This window comes from Gimesia chilikensis, assembly GCF_008329715.1.
GTDB classification, from domain to species: Bacteria; Planctomycetota; Planctomycetia; order Planctomycetales; family Planctomycetaceae; genus Gimesia; species Gimesia chilikensis.
Genome location: NZ_VTSR01000020.1, coordinates 62,527 through 80,289 on the forward strand (window position 1 = coordinate 62,527; position 17,763 = coordinate 80,289).

The 17,763-nt window shown below is 54.4% G+C and carries 13 protein-coding genes; 4 read left to right on the forward strand and 9 right to left on the reverse strand.

Features of this window, described 5'->3' with window-relative positions; all coding sequences use genetic code 11:
• The first annotated feature begins 362 nt into the window (after positions 1 to 362).
• Positions 363 to 1,790 carry a porin gene (locus tag FYZ48_RS22395; protein ID WP_187782163.1) on the forward strand — a complete coding sequence of 476 codons (1,428 nt, stop codon included), beginning with the start codon at positions 363 to 365 and terminating at the stop codon, positions 1,788 to 1,790.
• A 46-nt stretch (positions 1,791 to 1,836) separates the two neighbouring features.
• On the opposite strand, the gene FYZ48_RS22400 is transcribed toward FYZ48_RS22395, so the two are convergent.
• The 7 genes from FYZ48_RS22400 to FYZ48_RS22430 all read right to left on the reverse strand — a co-directional run bounded on the left by FYZ48_RS22400 (position 1,837) and on the right by FYZ48_RS22430 (position 9,974).
• Positions 1,837 to 2,832, reverse strand: a complete 996-nt coding sequence (locus FYZ48_RS22400) for a cation diffusion facilitator family transporter (protein WP_149344535.1) — start codon at positions 2,830 to 2,832, stop codon at positions 1,837 to 1,839.
• Between the two features lie 179 nt (positions 2,833 to 3,011).
• Positions 3,012 to 4,181 carry a M24 family metallopeptidase gene (locus FYZ48_RS22405; RefSeq protein ID WP_187782164.1) on the reverse strand — a complete coding sequence of 390 codons (1,170 nt, stop codon included), beginning with the start codon at positions 4,179 to 4,181 and terminating at the stop codon, positions 3,012 to 3,014.
• A 412-nt stretch (positions 4,182 to 4,593) separates the two neighbouring features.
• Positions 4,594 to 6,327: a TIGR03545 family protein gene (locus FYZ48_RS22410; RefSeq protein WP_149344540.1), complete on the reverse strand. Its 1,734-nt coding sequence runs from the start codon at positions 6,325 to 6,327 to the stop codon at positions 4,594 to 4,596.
• Entirely contained in the window at positions 6,324 to 6,836 is a 513-nt protein-coding gene (locus FYZ48_RS22415) for a TIGR03546 family protein (RefSeq protein ID WP_149344542.1), read from the reverse strand. Before FYZ48_RS22415 ends, FYZ48_RS22410 begins: the two co-directional genes overlap by 4 nt.
• A gap of 259 nt (positions 6,837 to 7,095) precedes the next feature.
• A complete protein-coding gene (gene crcB, locus FYZ48_RS22420) occupies positions 7,096 to 7,491 on the reverse strand; it encodes a fluoride efflux transporter CrcB (RefSeq protein ID WP_145441505.1) in 396 nt (131 codons plus the stop codon).
• 71 nt (positions 7,492 to 7,562) lie between these two features.
• Positions 7,563 to 8,771 carry an outer membrane protein assembly factor BamB family protein gene (locus FYZ48_RS22425; protein ID WP_145042067.1) on the reverse strand — a complete coding sequence of 403 codons (1,209 nt, stop codon included), beginning with the start codon at positions 8,769 to 8,771 and terminating at the stop codon, positions 7,563 to 7,565.
• A gap of 57 nt (positions 8,772 to 8,828) precedes the next feature.
• Complete coding sequence (locus tag FYZ48_RS22430) at positions 8,829 to 9,974, reverse strand: hypothetical protein (protein WP_149344544.1); 1,146 nt, start codon at positions 9,972 to 9,974, stop codon at positions 8,829 to 8,831.
• Between the two features lie 287 nt (positions 9,975 to 10,261).
• On the opposite strand from FYZ48_RS22430, the gene trpD reads away from it, so the two are divergent.
• Together trpD and FYZ48_RS22440 are read left to right on the forward strand one after the other, a co-directional pair.
• The gene (trpD, locus tag FYZ48_RS22435; protein WP_149344546.1) at positions 10,262 to 11,293 is read left to right on the forward strand and encodes an anthranilate phosphoribosyltransferase; all 1,032 of its coding nucleotides are present in this window, start codon (positions 10,262 to 10,264) and stop codon (positions 11,291 to 11,293) included.
• Positions 11,294 to 11,449: 156 nt separating this feature from the next.
• Positions 11,450 to 11,917 (forward strand): DUF2203 domain-containing protein, encoded by a 468-nt coding sequence (locus FYZ48_RS22440; RefSeq protein WP_149344548.1) that lies wholly within the window; start codon positions 11,450 to 11,452, stop codon positions 11,915 to 11,917.
• A 9-nt stretch (positions 11,918 to 11,926) separates the two neighbouring features.
• Here the strand turns inward: FYZ48_RS22440 and FYZ48_RS22445 are convergent, their stop codons facing one another.
• Entirely contained in the window at positions 11,927 to 13,288 is a 1,362-nt protein-coding gene (locus FYZ48_RS22445) for a sulfatase-like hydrolase/transferase (RefSeq protein ID WP_149344550.1), read from the reverse strand.
• Positions 13,289 to 13,410: 122 nt separating this feature from the next.
• Complete coding sequence (locus FYZ48_RS22450) at positions 13,411 to 15,465, reverse strand: prolyl oligopeptidase family serine peptidase (RefSeq protein WP_149344552.1); 2,055 nt, start codon at positions 15,463 to 15,465, stop codon at positions 13,411 to 13,413.
• 510 nt (positions 15,466 to 15,975) lie between these two features.
• Here FYZ48_RS22450 and FYZ48_RS22455 point away from each other — a divergent pair.
• A complete protein-coding gene (locus tag FYZ48_RS22455) occupies positions 15,976 to 17,739 on the forward strand; it encodes a DEAD/DEAH box helicase (RefSeq protein WP_149344554.1) in 1,764 nt (587 codons plus the stop codon).
• Positions 17,740 to 17,763: the final 24 nt, after the last annotated feature.

Sequence of the window (17,763 nt, forward strand, 5' to 3'; positions counted from 1 at the left end):
CCGATACGTCACACACAGGGACCTTCAGGCACGGTCTTTCCCCGTAAAATAGGCAATCCAGAGGGGAAATTAACGTTTGCAACCGAAAATCAGTATGAAGAGACCTGTTCAGCACTAAATTGATTCGCCAGAGCTGATCCCACATACCGAACTAGAGTGAAGAAGAGTGATTATGACTCTCCCGCGGGATTTCTACCTCGACCGAGGCCTGAATCCAGGGAGTCAGGTCATTCGGTCTTACAAATACATTGTTTGAGCTGAATCGGTTCGTCCTGACATCCTGCAGCTGGATTCAGGGAAAAAATCAACGACAGGTCTGCAGATAAACAATCTGGTGATCGCACGAGTTGGAAAACATGCGAATGAATAAATTTTCACAATGGATTGTGGTTGCTCTCGCGATCAGTACTCACAGTATCGTTTTCGGTGGTGAAACCTACCCGGAACCTGGCTACCTTGACGAATCGGCTCCGGCCACGGAAGAGAGTCTGTACCAACCGATCTCGCTAAATGTAGCAGAGGAAGCAGTTTGCGCTCCTGATACCATGGCCGCTCAGGACTGTGTGAATCAGATCTGCCTGCCCGAATGCCAGTGCTGCAATTTCCTTGAGCAGTTTCTGATGCGTCATTCGCCGATCTACCCTTCGATGAACTCACAGCGGGTTCGCGTCGGCGGCTGGTTGGACCAGGGTTTTACAGGCAACTTCCAGAAACCTTCGAACAACTTCAACCTGCCTGTCACCTTCAACGACCGCTCCAACGAATACCAGATGAATCAGCTGTACCTGTTCGTCGAGCGTCCCGTTGACTTCGGCGGCGACGAGTTCGACTGGGGTTTCCGGGGAGACCTGCTCTACGGTACCGACTACTTCTATACAACGGCCCTCGGTCTGGAAACCCGCTCTGATGGAGCCCCTCACTGGAACAGCTCTGACGGACCTCGGAGCAGCGGCGGATATAATTATGCCATGTACGGTCTGGCGATGCCTCAGTTGTACGCTGAATTCTATCTGCCCTTCCTGTCTGGCGTCAGCTTCAAAGCCGGTCACTTTTATACACCCATCGGTTATGAAAGCGTGATGGCTCCGAAGAACTTCTTCTACTCGCACTCTTACAGCATGCAGTATGGTGAACCCTTCACTCATACCGGTGTCCTGGGCACAGTCCAGATCAATGAACAACTGCAGGTACTGGCTGGTGTCGCTCGGGGCTGGGATGCCTGGGAAGATCCGAATGACGATGCGGAACTGCTGGCAGGAATTGGCTGGAATAGCGCTAATGAAGACACCAGCATCAACCTGACCCTGACTTCAGGCGATCAGGACAACGGAATCAGCAATACCGCCAACCGGACCCTGATCAGTTTTGTACTGTCTCACGACTTCACCGACTGCCTGACCTACGTCTTTCAGAGTGATTTCGGTATTCAGGACAACGGAACCATCAATAACCAGTTTCAGGCTGTTCCTGCAAAATGGTACTCCTTCAATCAGTACCTGTTCTACGACATCACCGATAAATTCGCCGTGGGTGCCCGCTTCGAGTATTTCCGGGATCAGAACTTCTCACGGGTCCTGCAGGTCCCCGAGTTCCTGGCCTCCGGTGGAAACTATTACGGGCTGACCGTGGGTGCCAACTGGCGACCACACCACTGCGTCACCGTGCGACCGGAACTGCGTTTCGACTGGTCTGATACCCAGGCTCCGCTGGTCGGTGTTCAGGGACCTTACCGTAACTTCCAGTCTGATTACCAGGTCCTGCTGGGTGGTGACGTGATCATCCGCTTCTAATTCAGAAAGCGGATGAGGACCGTTCGAATGTCGAGCAGAAACCTGCTCAATGGTCATCTTCATAATAGGGTTCGACGTGCACCACGACCTCCCGCACGGAGGGCCAGTCGTGTTGAATCTGCTGGCGAACCTGCTGGGCCAGCAGATGGGCCTGATCGACAGTTTCGTTCGGGTTGACTTCGATATCGATATCAACATGCGCGTCAGGTCCTGCTGTCTGGATCCGGACTTTCTCCACGTCCAGCACCCCTGCCACCTTCCGGGCTGAAGCCCTGACCTGATCAAAATACTTCTGATCGGGAATCTTATCGGTGAGTTCATGCAGGTTCTCCCGGGCAGCGACCCAGCCCAGATAGACCATAATCACCGCCAGCAGCATTGCCGTGATGTGATCGATCAAATGGCCGTAACCGGGGATCCAGCTGGCAATCAGGAGCCCCAGGGCCGCCAGGAAGCTGGTCAGGGCATCGGTTCGATAATGATAAGCTTCGGCAATCATCGCCGAGCTCTTCTCCTGACGGGCCATACGCAGCACCACACGACAGGTCACTTCCAGCAGTACAGCAGCAAACAGCGGAATCGTCCAGCTCACCCAGCCGATCACCTCATACTGGAGATGGCTGAACGCCGCCACCAGTTGATAGAAGAACATTCCGGTCCCGACAAGAAAGATTAAGATGCCCAGTTGGAATCCTGCCAGCGGCTCATAGCGACCATGTCCGAACGGATGGTCTTCATCAGGAGGCTGCTCTGCCAGGCGAATTGCGAACAGGATTGCCAGGGAAGTAAACACATCGGCACAGCTCGCCAGGGCATCAACCAGCAGGACCGAATGCCCCAGAAACCAGAGTCCTACCAGCTCCATTGCGATCACAAACAGCCGGACTGTAATCCCGACCCAGGCGACTCTCATGAGTCGGGAGGTCCGTCTGCGCCGGATCTTCGAAACATCTTCTGATAATTCCAGCGGTTCCGGAAATTCCTCCAGCAGAGGAGCCGGAGCAGGCTCATTCGAATTACCAGCGCTGTCAGCAGCTGCCATACCAGTCAACACACATCAATGAGGATCAGGATTGAAGGAGAGAAGTCCGCTGCAGGTTCACAGTGAACACCGTTATCTCCGCATCTTGATTGGATTGAGGCAGTTTGACAAGAGCGAAACGAGCCAAAGCGTGATTGGGAACCGATTTGAGAACAGTTTGTCTCAGCCGGTGCTGTCGCTCAATCTGCGTCAGGCAGAATCAGGATATCGGGCAGGCTCAGCTGGTTTTCCTTCACCATGATTTTGGCCGCGGGCCATTGCTCCATCGGCGTAATCATGATGGTCTCGTTCTCTTCGATCAGGATGGTATCCCCGGTCATCGCAGGACCAACTGAGGGATGCCAGAATGCAGCCATACCAGGCTGAAACTTGAACTCACTGTTGATCAGAATCGACGTCTCAGCCGACTGATATCCCATGATGTCCGCCTGGTCCGCATGCTGCCATTCATCGGGGCAATCGTATTTTTCGTAGATGCGTTTCACCCGGTTCCACGTGTCAAACAGAGCCCAGTCCGGCTTGGAAAAATACATTCCCGTCGCCTGCATGAGCAGTGCCAGATGATGCGATTTAATGATACTGGAAGGAGGTTTTCCCAATGAAACGGTGCGTGTCGCAGCCGCATGCAGACCGTTTTGGGAACCGACGGCCGAGATCACACAGTAACGCTCGAGGCGGTCTTCGCCATAGCCCCAGTGTCGATAACGGATACTCTGTCCGTCTGCCATCACCTGTAACCGCCGGGGGTTGACGCCATGTTTCAATAGACGATGTGAAAGACAGCCGGCGATCTCCTGTTCCGTGTTTCCCCGTTCAACCCGGCGGGCAGTCGCTTCGACCGCATGCGAAACCAGTTTCCCCAGTTCGCGGATGCGTTCTCCTTCGAGTTCGGTAAACGGGAACCGCAGGGTCCTTAATTCGTCGGAGAGGTTCAGCGTTCCTTCAACCCCAGTGTCGCTGGCAACATTGCGACCTTTACACAGGTCCCGCACCAGTTGCGACAACGGTTCGTGCCAGGGGCGGGTTTTGATCTGGAAGCCCAGTCCCGGAATCGCACGGTCAAAAATCTGATTGGCGTCCACATTGCTGCAGGCAATCAACCGGGCATCCGGGGTAATGAAAACCGCAGCACAGGGATCGTTCGATCCGGCACGGGTCAGTTCGGCGCCCGCGGTGAACCAGGCCATATTCTCGGGAGACTGCAGTAGCAGCGCGTCGAGGTTATGAGCCTCAAGCAGCGAAATCACCTGTTGCTGCTTGTGTTCTACATCGGTGGCACGCCGGGGGTCTGTCGTGGGAATCTCTCCGGAAGAGATTGGTGCATGAGCATTCACTGCTACGATGGTCATTGAGGACTCCCTGCTGGTACTACTACAAACAATCTTCCCAACACACGATTGTGACCCTCTGAAATTTGTCTGAATTGAAGTCAGTGTCAATAAATGAGTTTTGTATTTAAAATAGCTGAAGTCAAGCATTTCCCGCTGATCTCAACGGCGAAATACAGGTTTTATCTTCATAGAAACGATTAACGGATTTTTCAGCACCGGTTCTACCGCTGCAGACAGACAGAGATGATTGGTTGAGGACAGGAGGGTGCAGCCAGAAAAGGCAGATAAAGAGAATAAACGCATCCTGCAACGCACTCCGTTCCTACCATTAATCATATCAGGATATGAAAGAAATCAAGACCATTTTCGATCAGCTGTCAGGGGCACGCCCCTCTACAACCCGAAAATACGTCATTCTGTCGCCCTGACGTCAACGCAACAGGCTGCGAATGTTCAGTGACCGCCCTGAGACTTTCTGAATAACCGACTGGACCCGGGTCTCTTCTTTTTCCAGTTCAGCGATCACTTCCGAGTACTGGCGATTCAGCTTTTCAATCAGCTGATCCCGCTCCTGCTGGGCCAGCTGTTCAATCTGTTGGGCCAGTGCCTGCTTCTGACGACCGATTTCCGCCTGGCAGGCCAGCTTCAGCCCTCGGGCAATCTGCTCGCCGGTTTCCGATTCCAACCGCCAGACAGGCTGGCTGTAACTTCCCGATCCCTCCAGGGTCGCTGAGATGGAATCGATGGTGGAGAGAGCCTGGGCGACGACTTGTGTCAGAGGCTTGAGGCCCGCCTGCTCGGAATCGAACTGAAACCGCACGGGAGTCTGTTTAAATTCCACCCGGCACGTGAAATCATTTTCCCGAAACGAAATCCGCGACTCGCACTCGGTCTGATCCGCGATCAGTGCCAGCGATAACTTATCGGAATTCTCAAGTTGAATTATTTTCTGTTTCGGCAGGTCAAACTTGACGAGGAAGTCGTGTGTAGGCTGCTGCTCATAAAATTTGAGTTCTCCCGCAAGCCTGACTTCTCCTTCCGCCTCGACGCGTGCCTGCAGTTGAATCGGACGGCGATACGCTGTCGGCTCAGAGGAGAGTTCCCGTACGAGTGCCTGAAACGGATATTTCTGTTGATTCACTCGCGCGTTTCCGCTCACTTTGATCTGCTTGAATAACACATTCGGCAGTGCATCCGCGGGTCGGAAGTCAATCCATTCTCCCTGCATCCGTTCCGGTTCGGGTTCGTCGCGCATGGTTCTGACAGTCTGAAAGATCATACTCGACCAGCCGGTCATCTCTTCCAGTTGTGCTGTGAGTTCTTCACCAATCAGCGCGTGCAGAATTTTCTCTGGATCGGGAGAGACGGAGTCCATCAGCGAATCGAGTTGAGCCAGATCCTGATCTTTGGCCTCTTCGATCCGCTGGAAATCGCGTTGTGCCAGTTGAGGAAGGTTGTTGAGTTCCTCCCGCATCTGCTTGCCTTCCTTGACCAGCAGATCGACACGTTCAGCCGACTCCGCGTAGGTTTTGATTCGATCCAGGGTCTTACCCTCGGCGGTTTTGACCGAATCCTGAACCGAATCCAGTTCCAGCTTCACCTGGTCCACCCTCGATTCATACTGTGCGAAACGCTGCTTCCACTCCAGTTGGACCTGCTTTGAAACCCGTACGGTTGCCAGACGATCGGGATCCAGCTGCTCGACAGCTGACTGCTTCAAAACATCCAGCCAGCTCTTACCCAGTTGTTTTGACTTTTTCCGAAAGGGGGCGAAGTTCAAATGAAAGTGACTGCCCGGCTCCGAATTCTCTTCTGCAGTTGCAACAGTGGAACGTGGCGAATTGAATTCCATTTCCAGAATGGCCGCCTCTTCGACAATCAGGTTCCGCTGTAGCAGTGGGCGTCCCGCGAGTTTCAGTTCCATCTCAGAAAACGTGGCGATGTAGCTCTTGTCCTTGGCCGGACTGGAGATTGCCACCGGGCCGGTCTTGATCGCCGGGGGAAAGAAACCGGTTTTGAGATCGTAAATTTCCACCTGCGTTCCCGTCACGGTTTGACTCATTTGAATCAGGCCGGAGCGCACGAGCGGATCAAAGGCGAAGGCAAAAAAGACCCAGATAATCGCTGCCAGGGTCAGGCGGGGGAGCAGGTAATTCCACTTCATGAAACCTCTCCCATCACGGTACCGACTTCGGTTCCCCAGAGCAGTTTGACAATCCAGTACCTTTTCAGCCGCTCAGCCACGATCGGCGTGTATTTTTCGAAGAGGGGACGCGTCAGTCGATAAGCCGGATAGAACAGACAGAGCCCCAAGAGTAAGCTACCCATCACGACGGTATTATTGAAATCAGTCCAGGGAGCCAGCGGGAGTTCATACACGCTTTGCCAGAATCCCTGTAACGACGGCGCGCTGAGAACCTTTTTCCCCAGCAGATGACTCAACGGATCGAGCAAAACACCCAGCCAGGAAAAGACGAGGGTTGCCAGGGAAGCGGAGCAGAGATTGACCTTGGAACTTGCCAGAATGAACAGCAGCATCAAGACGATCAGATTATCTTTGGGAACCAGACCGATCACCATGCCCATACTGAACCCGAGGGCCAGTTGACGTGGTGAGGAAACGCCACTGAAGGCGCTGGCCAGAAATCGCAGAGAGCGAAGCCAGTAAGACATTTCGGGGTGAACTCCGTTATATCATTGGAGTTAAAAGGAATAAAAATTCTGCCTGCCTGCGTAAGAAGGTCAGGCAGAATCCCCCCTGTTAAGCCTTAATATCGGCTGAAAGCCTCGCGCGTCTTAATCGTTATAATCAGAAAATCTTAACATTCGCGGAGATAATATCAGTATCACTACTGAGTTGAGGCGGTCGAACAGCCAGAAATGGTCTCAGAAAGACTGGGGAATCCTGGATTTCCCCCATGTACGGTCCAGATTACTTCTGAATCCAGAGCATGACGAGCGACCAGCCCAGCCAGACAGCGAACAGGCCGACCAGCAGGTTCCCGGCGATGTTGATCAATGCATGATGCATCTCTGCATTCCGCAGCAGACTGACAGTCTCATGACCGAATGTGGAAAAGGTGGTCAGTGAGCCCAGCATGCCGGTGATCAGAAACAGGCTCACATGTTTATGCACCCACACTGAAGAGTGAATCTGCTTATGCGAGACGATCGCCATCAGAATGCCGATCAACAGGCAGCCTGTCGCATTCACCACGAAGGTACCCGCGGGAAATCCGGGGTACTTTCGTGACATGAATTCCGTGATACTGTAGCGCGCAATCGCTCCGAAAAATCCCCCCAGTCCAACGGCCAGCAGTTGTGACACCTGTTATCCCTTTTTTCAGTCTGCTCAGCCTGCTGACACAGGCGTACGAATCGGTTTAAGTTCTCGAAAGACTACTTGGAAGAGATCTTCCACAGGTGCTTGTCGCTGCGCAGGAACAGCGCGTTATCCGCAATCGCGGGCGTGGCAAGAATCGTCTCTTTCAGATCGATTTCGCCCGTCTCTTTACCTTCGTCTGCCCCCACCTGCACCACCTGTAACAGTCCTTTTTCGTTGACCAGGTACAGATGCTTGCCGGCGGCGATCGGGGTCGCACTGAAAGGACCTTTTAACCGCAGACGCCAGACTACTTCGCCATCTTCCGGATTCGCAGAGGTCAATACGCCTGCCCGGTTCACGGTGAAGACTTTCTTCTCATACACCAGGGGACTGGCCGTCGCGGGAGAGAGCTTCTGTTCCTGCCAGAGAACCTTGGGAGGTTCGCTGCTGGACCCGGGTGCGAGTGCGGTGAGACCGTTGGAAGGAATATACAGCGTATTGTCTCCGACCGTGGTCGAAGGAATACGGCCGGCTCCCTGTTCGTAGCTCCACGCGGTATCACCCGTCTCGGGATAAACCGCATCGACGCCTTCACTCGACTGCAACAGCACCAGGGTTTCGGCGCTGTCAGAAGCTTTCAGAATCGCGGGCGAGGTCCAGTTAGCAACCCGGGGACGTTTGATTTTCCAGCGGGAGATGCCGGTTTTCACATCCAGGCCGGTGGTGAAAGAATCGTCGTCATTCTCGACGGGTACGATCAGAGTCTCACCCACGACGATGGGTGAAGAGGCCATTCCCAGGCTGTTGCTCGCATTGGGGAAATCGTGTGACAGACCACGGATCCAGAGCAGGTTTCCGTCCAGGTCCAGACAGACGACATCATTGCTCGAAAATGTGGCGAACACCCGCTTGCCATCACTGGCAGGAGTCGGCGTTGCCACGCACATTTTGTTGTGACACTGTGTCCGCCCCGTTGCCCAGAACTGACGGTCCCAGAGCTGCTTGCCGGTCTTTGCATCGAAACAGAGCACGTGCAGCTGGTCCTGTTTGAAGCCGGTGGTGCTGGTCAGAAAGACCTTGTCTCCCACGATGATCGGCCCCGAAGCCCCCCGACCTTCCAGATCGGCGGTCCAGGCAATGCTCTCCTGGTCGACCAGGGTCGGCGGTGTATCCGAAGTCGCCACATTGTTAGTCAGCGGTCCCCGGAACTGCGGCCAGTCGGCTCCACAACACAGACCGATGGCAATCAGAGGCATCACAAGTTGAAAGGCACTCTTATTCATAATTTTAACCTGTCAGGAAAGTATGTTTGAATTCGAGGAGAAACTGCAGATCGGCAGTTACGGTGTTAACTGCGTCGTTGCCTCTGGTTTTTCGGAAAGTACACCAGTCCCGGAAGGACGGGCGATTCGTAATTGAAACTGGTAGCGTTGTGCCCAGCTTTCGGTCTGCTCGTTTTGACAGAGTTTGAGCAGAATCACATTTTTTCCCGGTTTGAATGTCACGGGCACACTGTATTGATCCATGATCATCCCGCGGTGATATTCATTGCGGGCAAACAGCAGCTTGCCATTCACCCAGATTTTCCAGGCATTGGGTGTTCCCAGGCGAATCTCCAGTTCCTGTTCCCCCGGGCTATAAAAGTCAGCCGCACAATACATCACGGCCCCTTTGTAGGGAGAAATCTCTTTCGCGATGTCGAAGATACCGTAATCGTCTTCTGTATTCACCGACTTCCAGTTCACTTCCCCTTCCTTGCCTTTCAGGGCCGAGGAGAAGTCCAGATTTTTCTCGGGCGGGTAGGCCGTGTCGTATCCCTTCAGTTCCCGGTTATCGAAGGGGCCGATAATCTTCCAGTCCGACAGGAAACCGAAATGCTTCTGCAGGTCGATCTTCTCGCCCAGGCTGCGCAGCGGTTTGACAATCGCTTTCACCTGATCATCATCGGTCGCGCCGCTCAGTGCCTGCTCGTAGGCCTGCTTGGCTGCATCTTTCTTGCCGTCTTTTTCCAGTTTCTTGGCCTGATCAATCAGTCGCTGCACGGCATCACGTCTGAGAGTCACACTGGGGTCGTTGATCATCCCGGGAATGATGCGTTCACTGGCACTCGCGTCTACTTTGATGAGCGTTTCGTAAGCCAGTCGTCGTGCCCGGGGATTGTGGGATTTGTCCAGAATGAACTTTTCGAGTTCTGCTTCAGGCAGCTTTCCCTGCTGAATCGCGTTCGACGCGACTGCTTCAAATGCCCCGCACAACCAGTTGACCGCCAGGGGATTCGCCCCCTTGAAACTGGACAGAATCGGAATCAGTGCCGACGCATCTGCCTGGGAAAGCGATTGAACCGCCTGGGAGGCAGCCTGATTTCCCTGCCCCTCTTTTTGAACCTGTTTGATTCTGGCGATCTGTTGTTCCACATCATCCGCCCGCACGCTGCTCAGTACGCTGAACAGACACAAACAGCAGAAAAGAATACGACTTCGCTGCATGAGAATCTCCCGACTTTCAAAATTGTTCTGAATCAGCAATCTCCGCTGCCTGGAGATCGCGTCGATGAGTAGAGTCAAGTGCCTGCGATTGTACCAGTTTCCTTCCTACACCAACAAGTATGCAGGTAAATTTCCCCGGGAAGTCGCAATCACGGAATGCTGCCTGTCGGCTAATTCAAACGAACTTCCTGCATTCCCTTCGTGTCTTGGCTGAATCTGAGTCTTGCCTGTGATATAATTCCCGTACGAATCAGATTGACTACTTTTGAGCCCCAGGAACTTCTCGTATGTCTTTAATTCTCAGCCAGACTCTGAATCGACTGCTCGAGGGAGAGAATCTGGAGAGTGAAGCGACCCGCCAGGTCATCTCCTCGATCATGCAGGGAGAATGCAGCGATGCCCAGATTGCCGCGCTGCTCACAGCACTCCGCATGAAAGGCGAAACGTCGGACGAACTCGTCGGCGCCGCCCAGGCGATGCACGCCAAGGCGCTCGCGATCCCCACGAACAGGCAAGGCCTGCTGGATACCTGTGGCACCGGCGGCGATCAGCTGCACACCTTCAACATCAGCACGACAGTCGCCCTGGTCGCGGCGGCAGCCGGCATCCCTGTCGCCAAGCATGGCAACCGCAGCGTCTCCAGTTCCAGCGGGTCGTCTGATGTCCTCGAAGCACTCGGGGTCCGACTCGACCTGACACCTGAACAAATCGGCCAGTGTCTGGAGACCACCGGCATCGGATTCTGCTTCGCTCCCCTGCTCCATTCCGCGATGAAATATGTTGCCCCGGTCCGCCGGGAACTCGGCATTCGCACCATCTTCAATTACCTTGGGCCTTTAACGAATCCGGCCAGCGCCGAGTACCAGTTGCTGGGGGCCAATTCGGTAGAGGCTGCGGAAAAAATTGCTCAAGCCCTGTTAAAATTAGGTCGAAAACATGCATTGGTTGTCTGTGGCAACGGAGAACTGGATGAGGTCAGCCTCTGGGGAAAAACGACCGTTTTCGAAGTGACGGGTGCCAACCTGAATCGCTTCGAATGGACGGCTGCGGACTTCGGGTTACCCGAATGCGACGTAAGTCAGTTGACAGTCGAATCCTCCGAGCAAAGTGCCAATATCATCCGCGAGATCCTGAATGGTGAACAGGGCCCGGCCCGTAACATGGTCGTCGCCAATGCTTCAGCTGCTTTACTGGCTGCTGAACAGGCTTCCGATCTGATGCAGGCTGTTCAAAAGGTCGCTCAACTGATCGATGAGGGAAAAGTACGCGAAAAACTCCAACAACTCATCGACTTTAGCAGTAGTAGAGGAGGAGAATAAATAAGACGAAATTCCACGCGGGTCTAACAAAAAACGAATGCTTTCGTCAGGTTGACTTGCCGAATCTGGACTGACTCTTATAATTCCTCAAAACAATGTCACCCCGACCGGAGACCATGTTCAGTGGTTTCTGGCAAAAATAAAGGTCTCACCATTATGAATGCTGAAGCACAACGCAAACTGATTTTCAATCCGGATGAGGCCAATCTCCGTTTACCGCTCGTACGGGCCATCGTCAAAGACATTGTCGCACTGTACGAGAATCTGCATGATCGCCAGGAACGGATCGAAGAGATCAAGCATCTCCCCGGCTCCACCACGCGCGATGAAGACTCCGTCTACAGTGAAGAACTGCTGCAGGCCGAGCTGGATATCGAGAACGACAAAGAGCAGCTGAAAACCTACGAAGATGAACTGCTCGAACTGGGTGTCGAGCTGGAAGATCCTGCTCTGGGTGTCGTCAACTTCCCGACCCTCCGCGAAGGCAAAGAGGTTTACCTCTGCTGGAGACTGGGTGAAGAGGAAGTCGGCCATTGGCACTCCCTCGACGAAACCTACTCAGATCGCCGTTCGCTGCTCGAAGAGTCCATCGACAACGATGACCACAACGACATGCTGATGTAAGCCCGCTGCTTACTCAGCCTGCACCCGTTGTTCCCACGCTGCATACGCTGCTTTCATCTGTTTCGTAATCTTCGGCTTCTGGTCGGCGAGATCAGTTGTCTCGCTCAGATCCTGATCCAGATCAAACAGCATGAAGGGCTTGTCGGGATTCGTCCGCAACAGTTTATAATTTGCATGCCTCACTGCTGCGTATTTCCGGTACTGGAAAAAGAATGTCCGCGGCTCTGCCGATTCCGGATGCTCCAGTGCCGGCAGCATGTTCTTGCCATCCAGCGTTCGATCTGCAGGGCGCTCTCCTCCGGAGACCGCAATCAGGGTCGGCAGGATATCCAGGCTAATCAACGGGCTGCTGTTAACAGAGCCTGCTTCAATGCGACCGGGATAACGCACGATCGCCGGCACGCGGATGCCCCCCTCCCATAAAGTGACGCCGCCATCCCGCAGGGGTTTGTTGGAAGCGACTTCCAGTCCGCGGTCCTTGAGCATGAACGCACCGTTGTCCGAATACCAGATCACCAATGTGTTATCCCGCAATCCGCAGGCGTCCAGTTGATCCAGCACGCGGCCGATCGCCGTATCCAGCGCGGTCACAACGGCACGATATCGTTTGCGGGGATCTTTGGTCTCGGGTGAATAGCCATACGCGGCAAAGGCACTGTCCGGCGCCTGCCATTCATTGCCCTGTCCCGGTTGCTTGTTGCGTTTACTGGGAAAATGCGGTGCATTAAAAGGCAGATAGATGAAAAACGGACGCTTTTGATTCTCAGTGATGAAACGACACGCCTCATCCGCAAACAGCTCAGTAGAATAGCCTTTCTCAAAGACTTCATTGAGGCCACGCCACAGATCGTGCCGCCCGGCGTAGTAGTGGTGATAATAGTCGATGTTGCCGGCTGCGAATCCAAAGAACTCGTCAAAGCCCCGCTCGGTCGGTCGGCTGCCTTTGGAAAAGCCGACATTCCATTTACCAAAGCAGGCCGTCCGGTATCCTTGAGGCTTGAGATACTGAGGAATCAGTCGCTCACTCTGTCGCAGGCCATCTGCGTAATTTTCATCTGCACTCAACTGGTGATTCAGGCCGATCCGCTGCGGATAACGGCCCGTCAGCAGTGTCGCCCGCGAAACAGTGCAGGTAGGGGAAGCGGTATAAAAATCGGTCAGCCGCGCCCCTTCCCGCGCCAGTTGATCCAGGCGGGGAGTCTGCATGACCTTGTTTCCATAGCAGCCCAGATCACCGTAACCCAGATTGTCCGCTGTGATCAACAGGATATTGGGCCGCTGCTGTTTTTCCTGCTGTGCTGCCACCGGATGCGACGGTAGACACAAACCCAAAAAACAGAGACTCAACAGACAGAACAGACGGTAATTCATCACGGCTTCTCCGGATCACTCTCAACAGGCGATTAATTCGGTCGATTTGCGTAGCGCTGAGACCTGTGACAGGCCCCATTTCCATCACAACATGTTAAGCACCGCCTGTCAATCGAGGGCTGTTAACTCAGTTGCCGGATCAGATACAGATATTCCAGGGCGCTGTGCATTGCCTCCTGCTGCTGGTTCGCCGTCCCTTTGTGGCCCCCTTCGATATTCTCATAATAAAAGTAGTCGTACCCCAGTTGATCCATGCGGGCGGCCATCTTTCGCGCATGCCCGGGATGCACGCGGTCGTCCTTGGTTGATGTAAAGAAGTAAACCCGGGGATAGGACTGCCCCGGCTTCAGATTCTGCAGCGGCGAATACTGGCTGATGAACTCCCACTGTTCGGGGAGATCGGGATTTCCGTACTCCGCCATCCAGCTGGCGCCTGCCAGCAGCTTGTTGAAACGCTTCATATCCAGCAGCGGTACGCCGCAGACGATGGCATTGAACAGATCCGGTCGTTGCGTCAGCGTCACTCCCATCAAGAGTCCGCCGTTACTCCGGCCCATCGCCCCATAATGTTTGGGCGAACTCACTCCCTGATGCTGCACTGCTTCGGCAACCGCGAAAAAGTCATCGTAGGCGCGCTGCCGGTTCTCCTGCAGGGCCGCTTCGTGCCAGCGGGGACCGTATTCGCCACCACCGCGAATGTTAGCCAGCACGTACGCGCCCCCTTTCTCCAGCCAGAGTTTTCCCATCAGCGGACTGTAGTGCGGCAGGATCGAAATCTCGAAACCACCATAGCCGTACTGTAAGACGGGTGTAGAATGATCCAGCGGGATCTCTTCGCGATGCACCAGGAAATAGGGCACCTTCGTTCCGTCGCGACTGACGGCAAATGATTTTTTCACCGTCAGACCTTTGGTATCAAAGCGGGCCGGCGTCGACTGCAGCAGCGTTTCGGTCCCCTCCTGAAAATTGACATAGTACAGGCTGCCCGGCTGCAGAAATCCGTCGCGTGACATCAGGAGGTCATTACTGCTGCTGTCAGAAGAACTGATGGAGATTACATCTCCCGCTCCCCAGGGAAGCAGACGCCCCTGCCAGGCGTTGTCAGCAAATTTGAATTCGCGGATCTGACTGGAAACATGTTCGATTCCGGTCACATAAACCGCATCCCGCGCAGAGCGGACCTGAGAAATCGTGCCACTCTGGCCAGGATCATACACGGACAAGATGTCGGCAATTTCCCCCGTCCGGGCAAACTCGGACAGGGAGAAACTCACCAGGGCTCCCGCTGAGAAGTCACGCCAGTCCTCTTTCAGTTCCACCAGCAACTGATCCTGGAACAGGCTGGACAGACTGCATTTCTGTGGCAGCGGCAGCTGCTGCAGTGTTCCCTCCGCAGTCACCAGGTAAAACGTAAAGTGATAAAAATCATGCCCCCGCATTACGAAACAGCTCTTTCGGCCGTTGTGTTTCAGATTGACGGGATACACGAAGGTCTCGTCTTCGCCCGTTTCCAGTATGGTCTCCGCTGCCGAGAGTGGCGTTCCCCGCTGCCAGCGTTTCAGAATGCGGGCATATCCCGATGAGTTCAGACTCCCTGGGCCCCAGTCGGTTGCAATCAGCAGATGATCACGGTCTTCCCAGCAGAGGTTGCTCTTCGCCTGCGGCACAGAAAAGCCCCCCTGCACGAACGAGCGCGAGGGAAGATCGAATTCACGATAGACGGCCGAGTCCGTTCCGCCCGGTGCCAGTTCCACCAGGCAACGGTCGTGATCCGGGGCCAGACAGTCGACGCCTTTGTAGATCCAGTTTTCCTCTTCTTCTTTGGCCAGCTGATCGACGTCGAGCAGCAGTTCCCACTCTTTCGATTTCTGCTGATACTGCGTGCGGGGCATCCGACGCCAGATTCCCCGCACGTGATGTGGATCGCGCCAGAAGTTATAGACGAAATCTCCGCGCAGAGTCCCGTAGGTAATCCGGTCGGCCGCAGTCAGAATTTCGAGGGCTTCCCGTTCATACTGTTGATAACGGGGATCGCTGGTCAGCACCTGCAGGGTCTCGGCATTCTGCCGCTTCACCCAGTCCAGGGCCTGCTCCCCTTCAATTTCTTCGAGCCAGAGCAGTGACTGTTCAGCCTTATGCTCTGAATTCTGCTGATCGGAATTTTCTGCTGCATCCATCCTGCTTGCTCCTGAATTAACGGCACTGGTCGGTTTGAGAACTATTGTAGAGGATGACTTGAGCCTGACTTAAGTCATCTGGTTCGATTTGTCAGCTTTTTCGGCAACGGACCTCTGAAATGAGATATTCTCTGAAAATCCCGATTCAGGGGCTGTATTTAGCGGGGACCGCTGATACAATTCCACTCCGATGAGGAGCCAGATGGTCCGTCTACCGGTACGGTGACCGACCCGCTCTGAGCTGATCTCCAGAATCTCTTTCATAAAGAGCCGGCTGTTTGCCCTCTTTTCGTGTTGTTTTTGCTACATATTGCCGAAATCCTGAGACAGGGGTTTCGCTTCAGACCGTAGCAGTGGGGTGATACGAAGCAGAGCTTCGAGGAGAGCGCTGTCCAGACCGTCGTCTGTTCATGCCCCCTGAGTCGATAGGGATCGACTCTCACACCATGTTCTTTTTTACGCGACGCACGCCTCACCTGCGGGATGAAGGTGCGTCAAAAGGCTGATTTTATGTCAACTGATGTCTCTGAGCAGACAAAATTCACTGATTTTGCGCTTTCACAACCCGTTCTCGCTGCACTTGAGACCCTGGGCTACCAGACACCCACCCCAATTCAGGCACAAACGATCCCGCATCTGCTGGAAGGTCGTGACCTGGTAGGTCAGGCACAGACGGGAACCGGCAAAACAGCCGCGTTCGCCCTCCCCCTGCTCTCAAATATCGATCTGGAAGTCAAAGCACCCCAGGTTCTGGTGCTGGCTCCGACCCGGGAACTGGCGATCCAGGTCTCTGAGTCGTTCAAAGATTACGGTTCGGAACTGCAGGGTCTGCAGGTTCTTCCCATCTACGGAGGCGCCAGCTTCCGCGACCAGCTGCAACCCCTGAAACGGGGCGTGCATGTCGTAGTGGGAACCCCCGGACGCGTCATGGACCATATGCGTCGTGGTACTCTGAAAATGGACCAGCTCCGCTGCCTCGTACTCGATGAAGCAGACGAAATGCTGCGTATGGGCTTCATTGACGACGTGGAATGGATTCTGGAACAGACCCCTGAGAACCATCAGACCACACTCTTTTCCGCAACGATGCCTGATGCCATCCGTCGCATCGCAGTTAACTACCTGCAGTCGCCGGAAGAGATTACCGTTAAAGTCAAAACACGCACCGCCGATACCATTCATCAGCGTTTCTGGCTCGCGAAAGGGCACCATAAAATGGATGCTCTGACCCGCATCCTGGAAGTAGAAGAAACCGACGGCGTGATCATCTTTGTCCGCACCAAGAGCATCACCACTGAGCTGGCTGAAAAACTGGAAGCCCGCGGCTTCCTGTCGGCTCCGTTGAATGGTGATATTCCTCAAAGGCAGCGTGAACTTACTGTCGGCAGACTGAAAGCCGGCCATGTCAACATTGTCATCGCCACTGATGTCGCTGCCCGCGGACTGGACGTGGACCGTATCAGTCACGTGATCAACTACGATCTGCCAGGGGACTCCGAAGCCTACGTGCACCGCATCGGACGAACGGGACGTGCCGGCCGAACCGGCCACGCGATCACTTTCGTTTCTCCCCGGGAAACCCGCTCGCTGTCCAACATTGAACGGGCCATCAAACACAAACTGGAACGCATGGACCTGCCCACGATCGAAGCGATCAATGAACGTCGCACCGCTCGTTTCAAGGAATCCATCACCAGCGCCATGAGTGCTCCCGATTTTGGCATGTTCCGCAAGCTGCTCGGCGAATACCAGGCTGACACCAACTGCTCGGAAATCGAAATCGCCGCTGCCCTGGCCTGCCTGCATCAGGGCAAACGCCCTCTGTTTCTCAAGGAATCACCCCGGCAGGAAACTCGCAAGCCGCGCGACACTGACGGCCACAAACCGCCTCAAGGCGAACGTCGTTTCAACAAAGACAAAGACCGTACGGAACGTCCCCGCAAACGGGAATTCAGCGATTCACCGGAAGAGGGTATGGAACGCTTCAAGCTGCAGGTGGGTCACAATCATGGCGTCAAACCAGGCAACATCGTTGGTGCTATCGCTAACGAAGCCAACCTGGACAGCCAGTACATCGGCCGCATCAATATCTTTGATGAATTCAGTACCGTCGATCTTCCTGAAGGGATGCCCCGGAATATCTTCCGTGCTTTGAAGAATGTCTGGGTAGCTGGCCAGCAGTTACGGATTTCCCGCTGGGAATCACCCGAAACCTTTGCCGGCAAGAAGAAACGCTTCAAAGGCAAACAGAAACACAAGCAGCAGAAAGCCTAAGCTGCGGATACAAAAAAACCGCTG

Excerpts from the sequence above, each read along its gene's own strand:
- FYZ48_RS22395 (WP_187782163.1), top strand. The coding sequence starts at position 363 with ATGAATAAATTTTCACAATGGATTGTGGTTGCTCTCGCGATCAGTACT.
- FYZ48_RS22400 (WP_149344535.1), bottom strand. The coding sequence starts at position 2,832 with ATGGCAGCTGCTGACAGCGCTGGTAATTCGAATGAGCCTGCTCCGGCT.
- FYZ48_RS22405 (WP_187782164.1), bottom strand. The coding sequence starts at position 4,181 with ATGACCATCGTAGCAGTGAATGCTCATGCACCAATCTCTTCCGGAGAG.
- FYZ48_RS22410 (WP_149344540.1), bottom strand. The coding sequence starts at position 6,327 with ATGAAGTGGAATTACCTGCTCCCCCGCCTGACCCTGGCAGCGATTATC.
- FYZ48_RS22415 (WP_149344542.1), bottom strand. The coding sequence starts at position 6,836 with ATGTCTTACTGGCTTCGCTCTCTGCGATTTCTGGCCAGCGCCTTCAGT.
- FYZ48_RS22425 (WP_145042067.1), bottom strand. The coding sequence starts at position 8,771 with ATGAATAAGAGTGCCTTTCAACTTGTGATGCCTCTGATTGCCATCGGT.
- FYZ48_RS22430 (WP_149344544.1), bottom strand. The coding sequence starts at position 9,974 with ATGCAGCGAAGTCGTATTCTTTTCTGCTGTTTGTGTCTGTTCAGCGTA.
- trpD (WP_149344546.1), top strand. The coding sequence starts at position 10,262 with ATGTCTTTAATTCTCAGCCAGACTCTGAATCGACTGCTCGAGGGAGAG.
- FYZ48_RS22440 (WP_149344548.1), top strand. The coding sequence starts at position 11,450 with ATGAATGCTGAAGCACAACGCAAACTGATTTTCAATCCGGATGAGGCC.
- FYZ48_RS22445 (WP_149344550.1), bottom strand. The coding sequence starts at position 13,288 with ATGAATTACCGTCTGTTCTGTCTGTTGAGTCTCTGTTTTTTGGGTTTG.
- FYZ48_RS22450 (WP_149344552.1), bottom strand. The coding sequence starts at position 15,465 with ATGGATGCAGCAGAAAATTCCGATCAGCAGAATTCAGAGCATAAGGCT.
- FYZ48_RS22455 (WP_149344554.1), top strand. The coding sequence starts at position 15,976 with ATGTCAACTGATGTCTCTGAGCAGACAAAATTCACTGATTTTGCGCTT.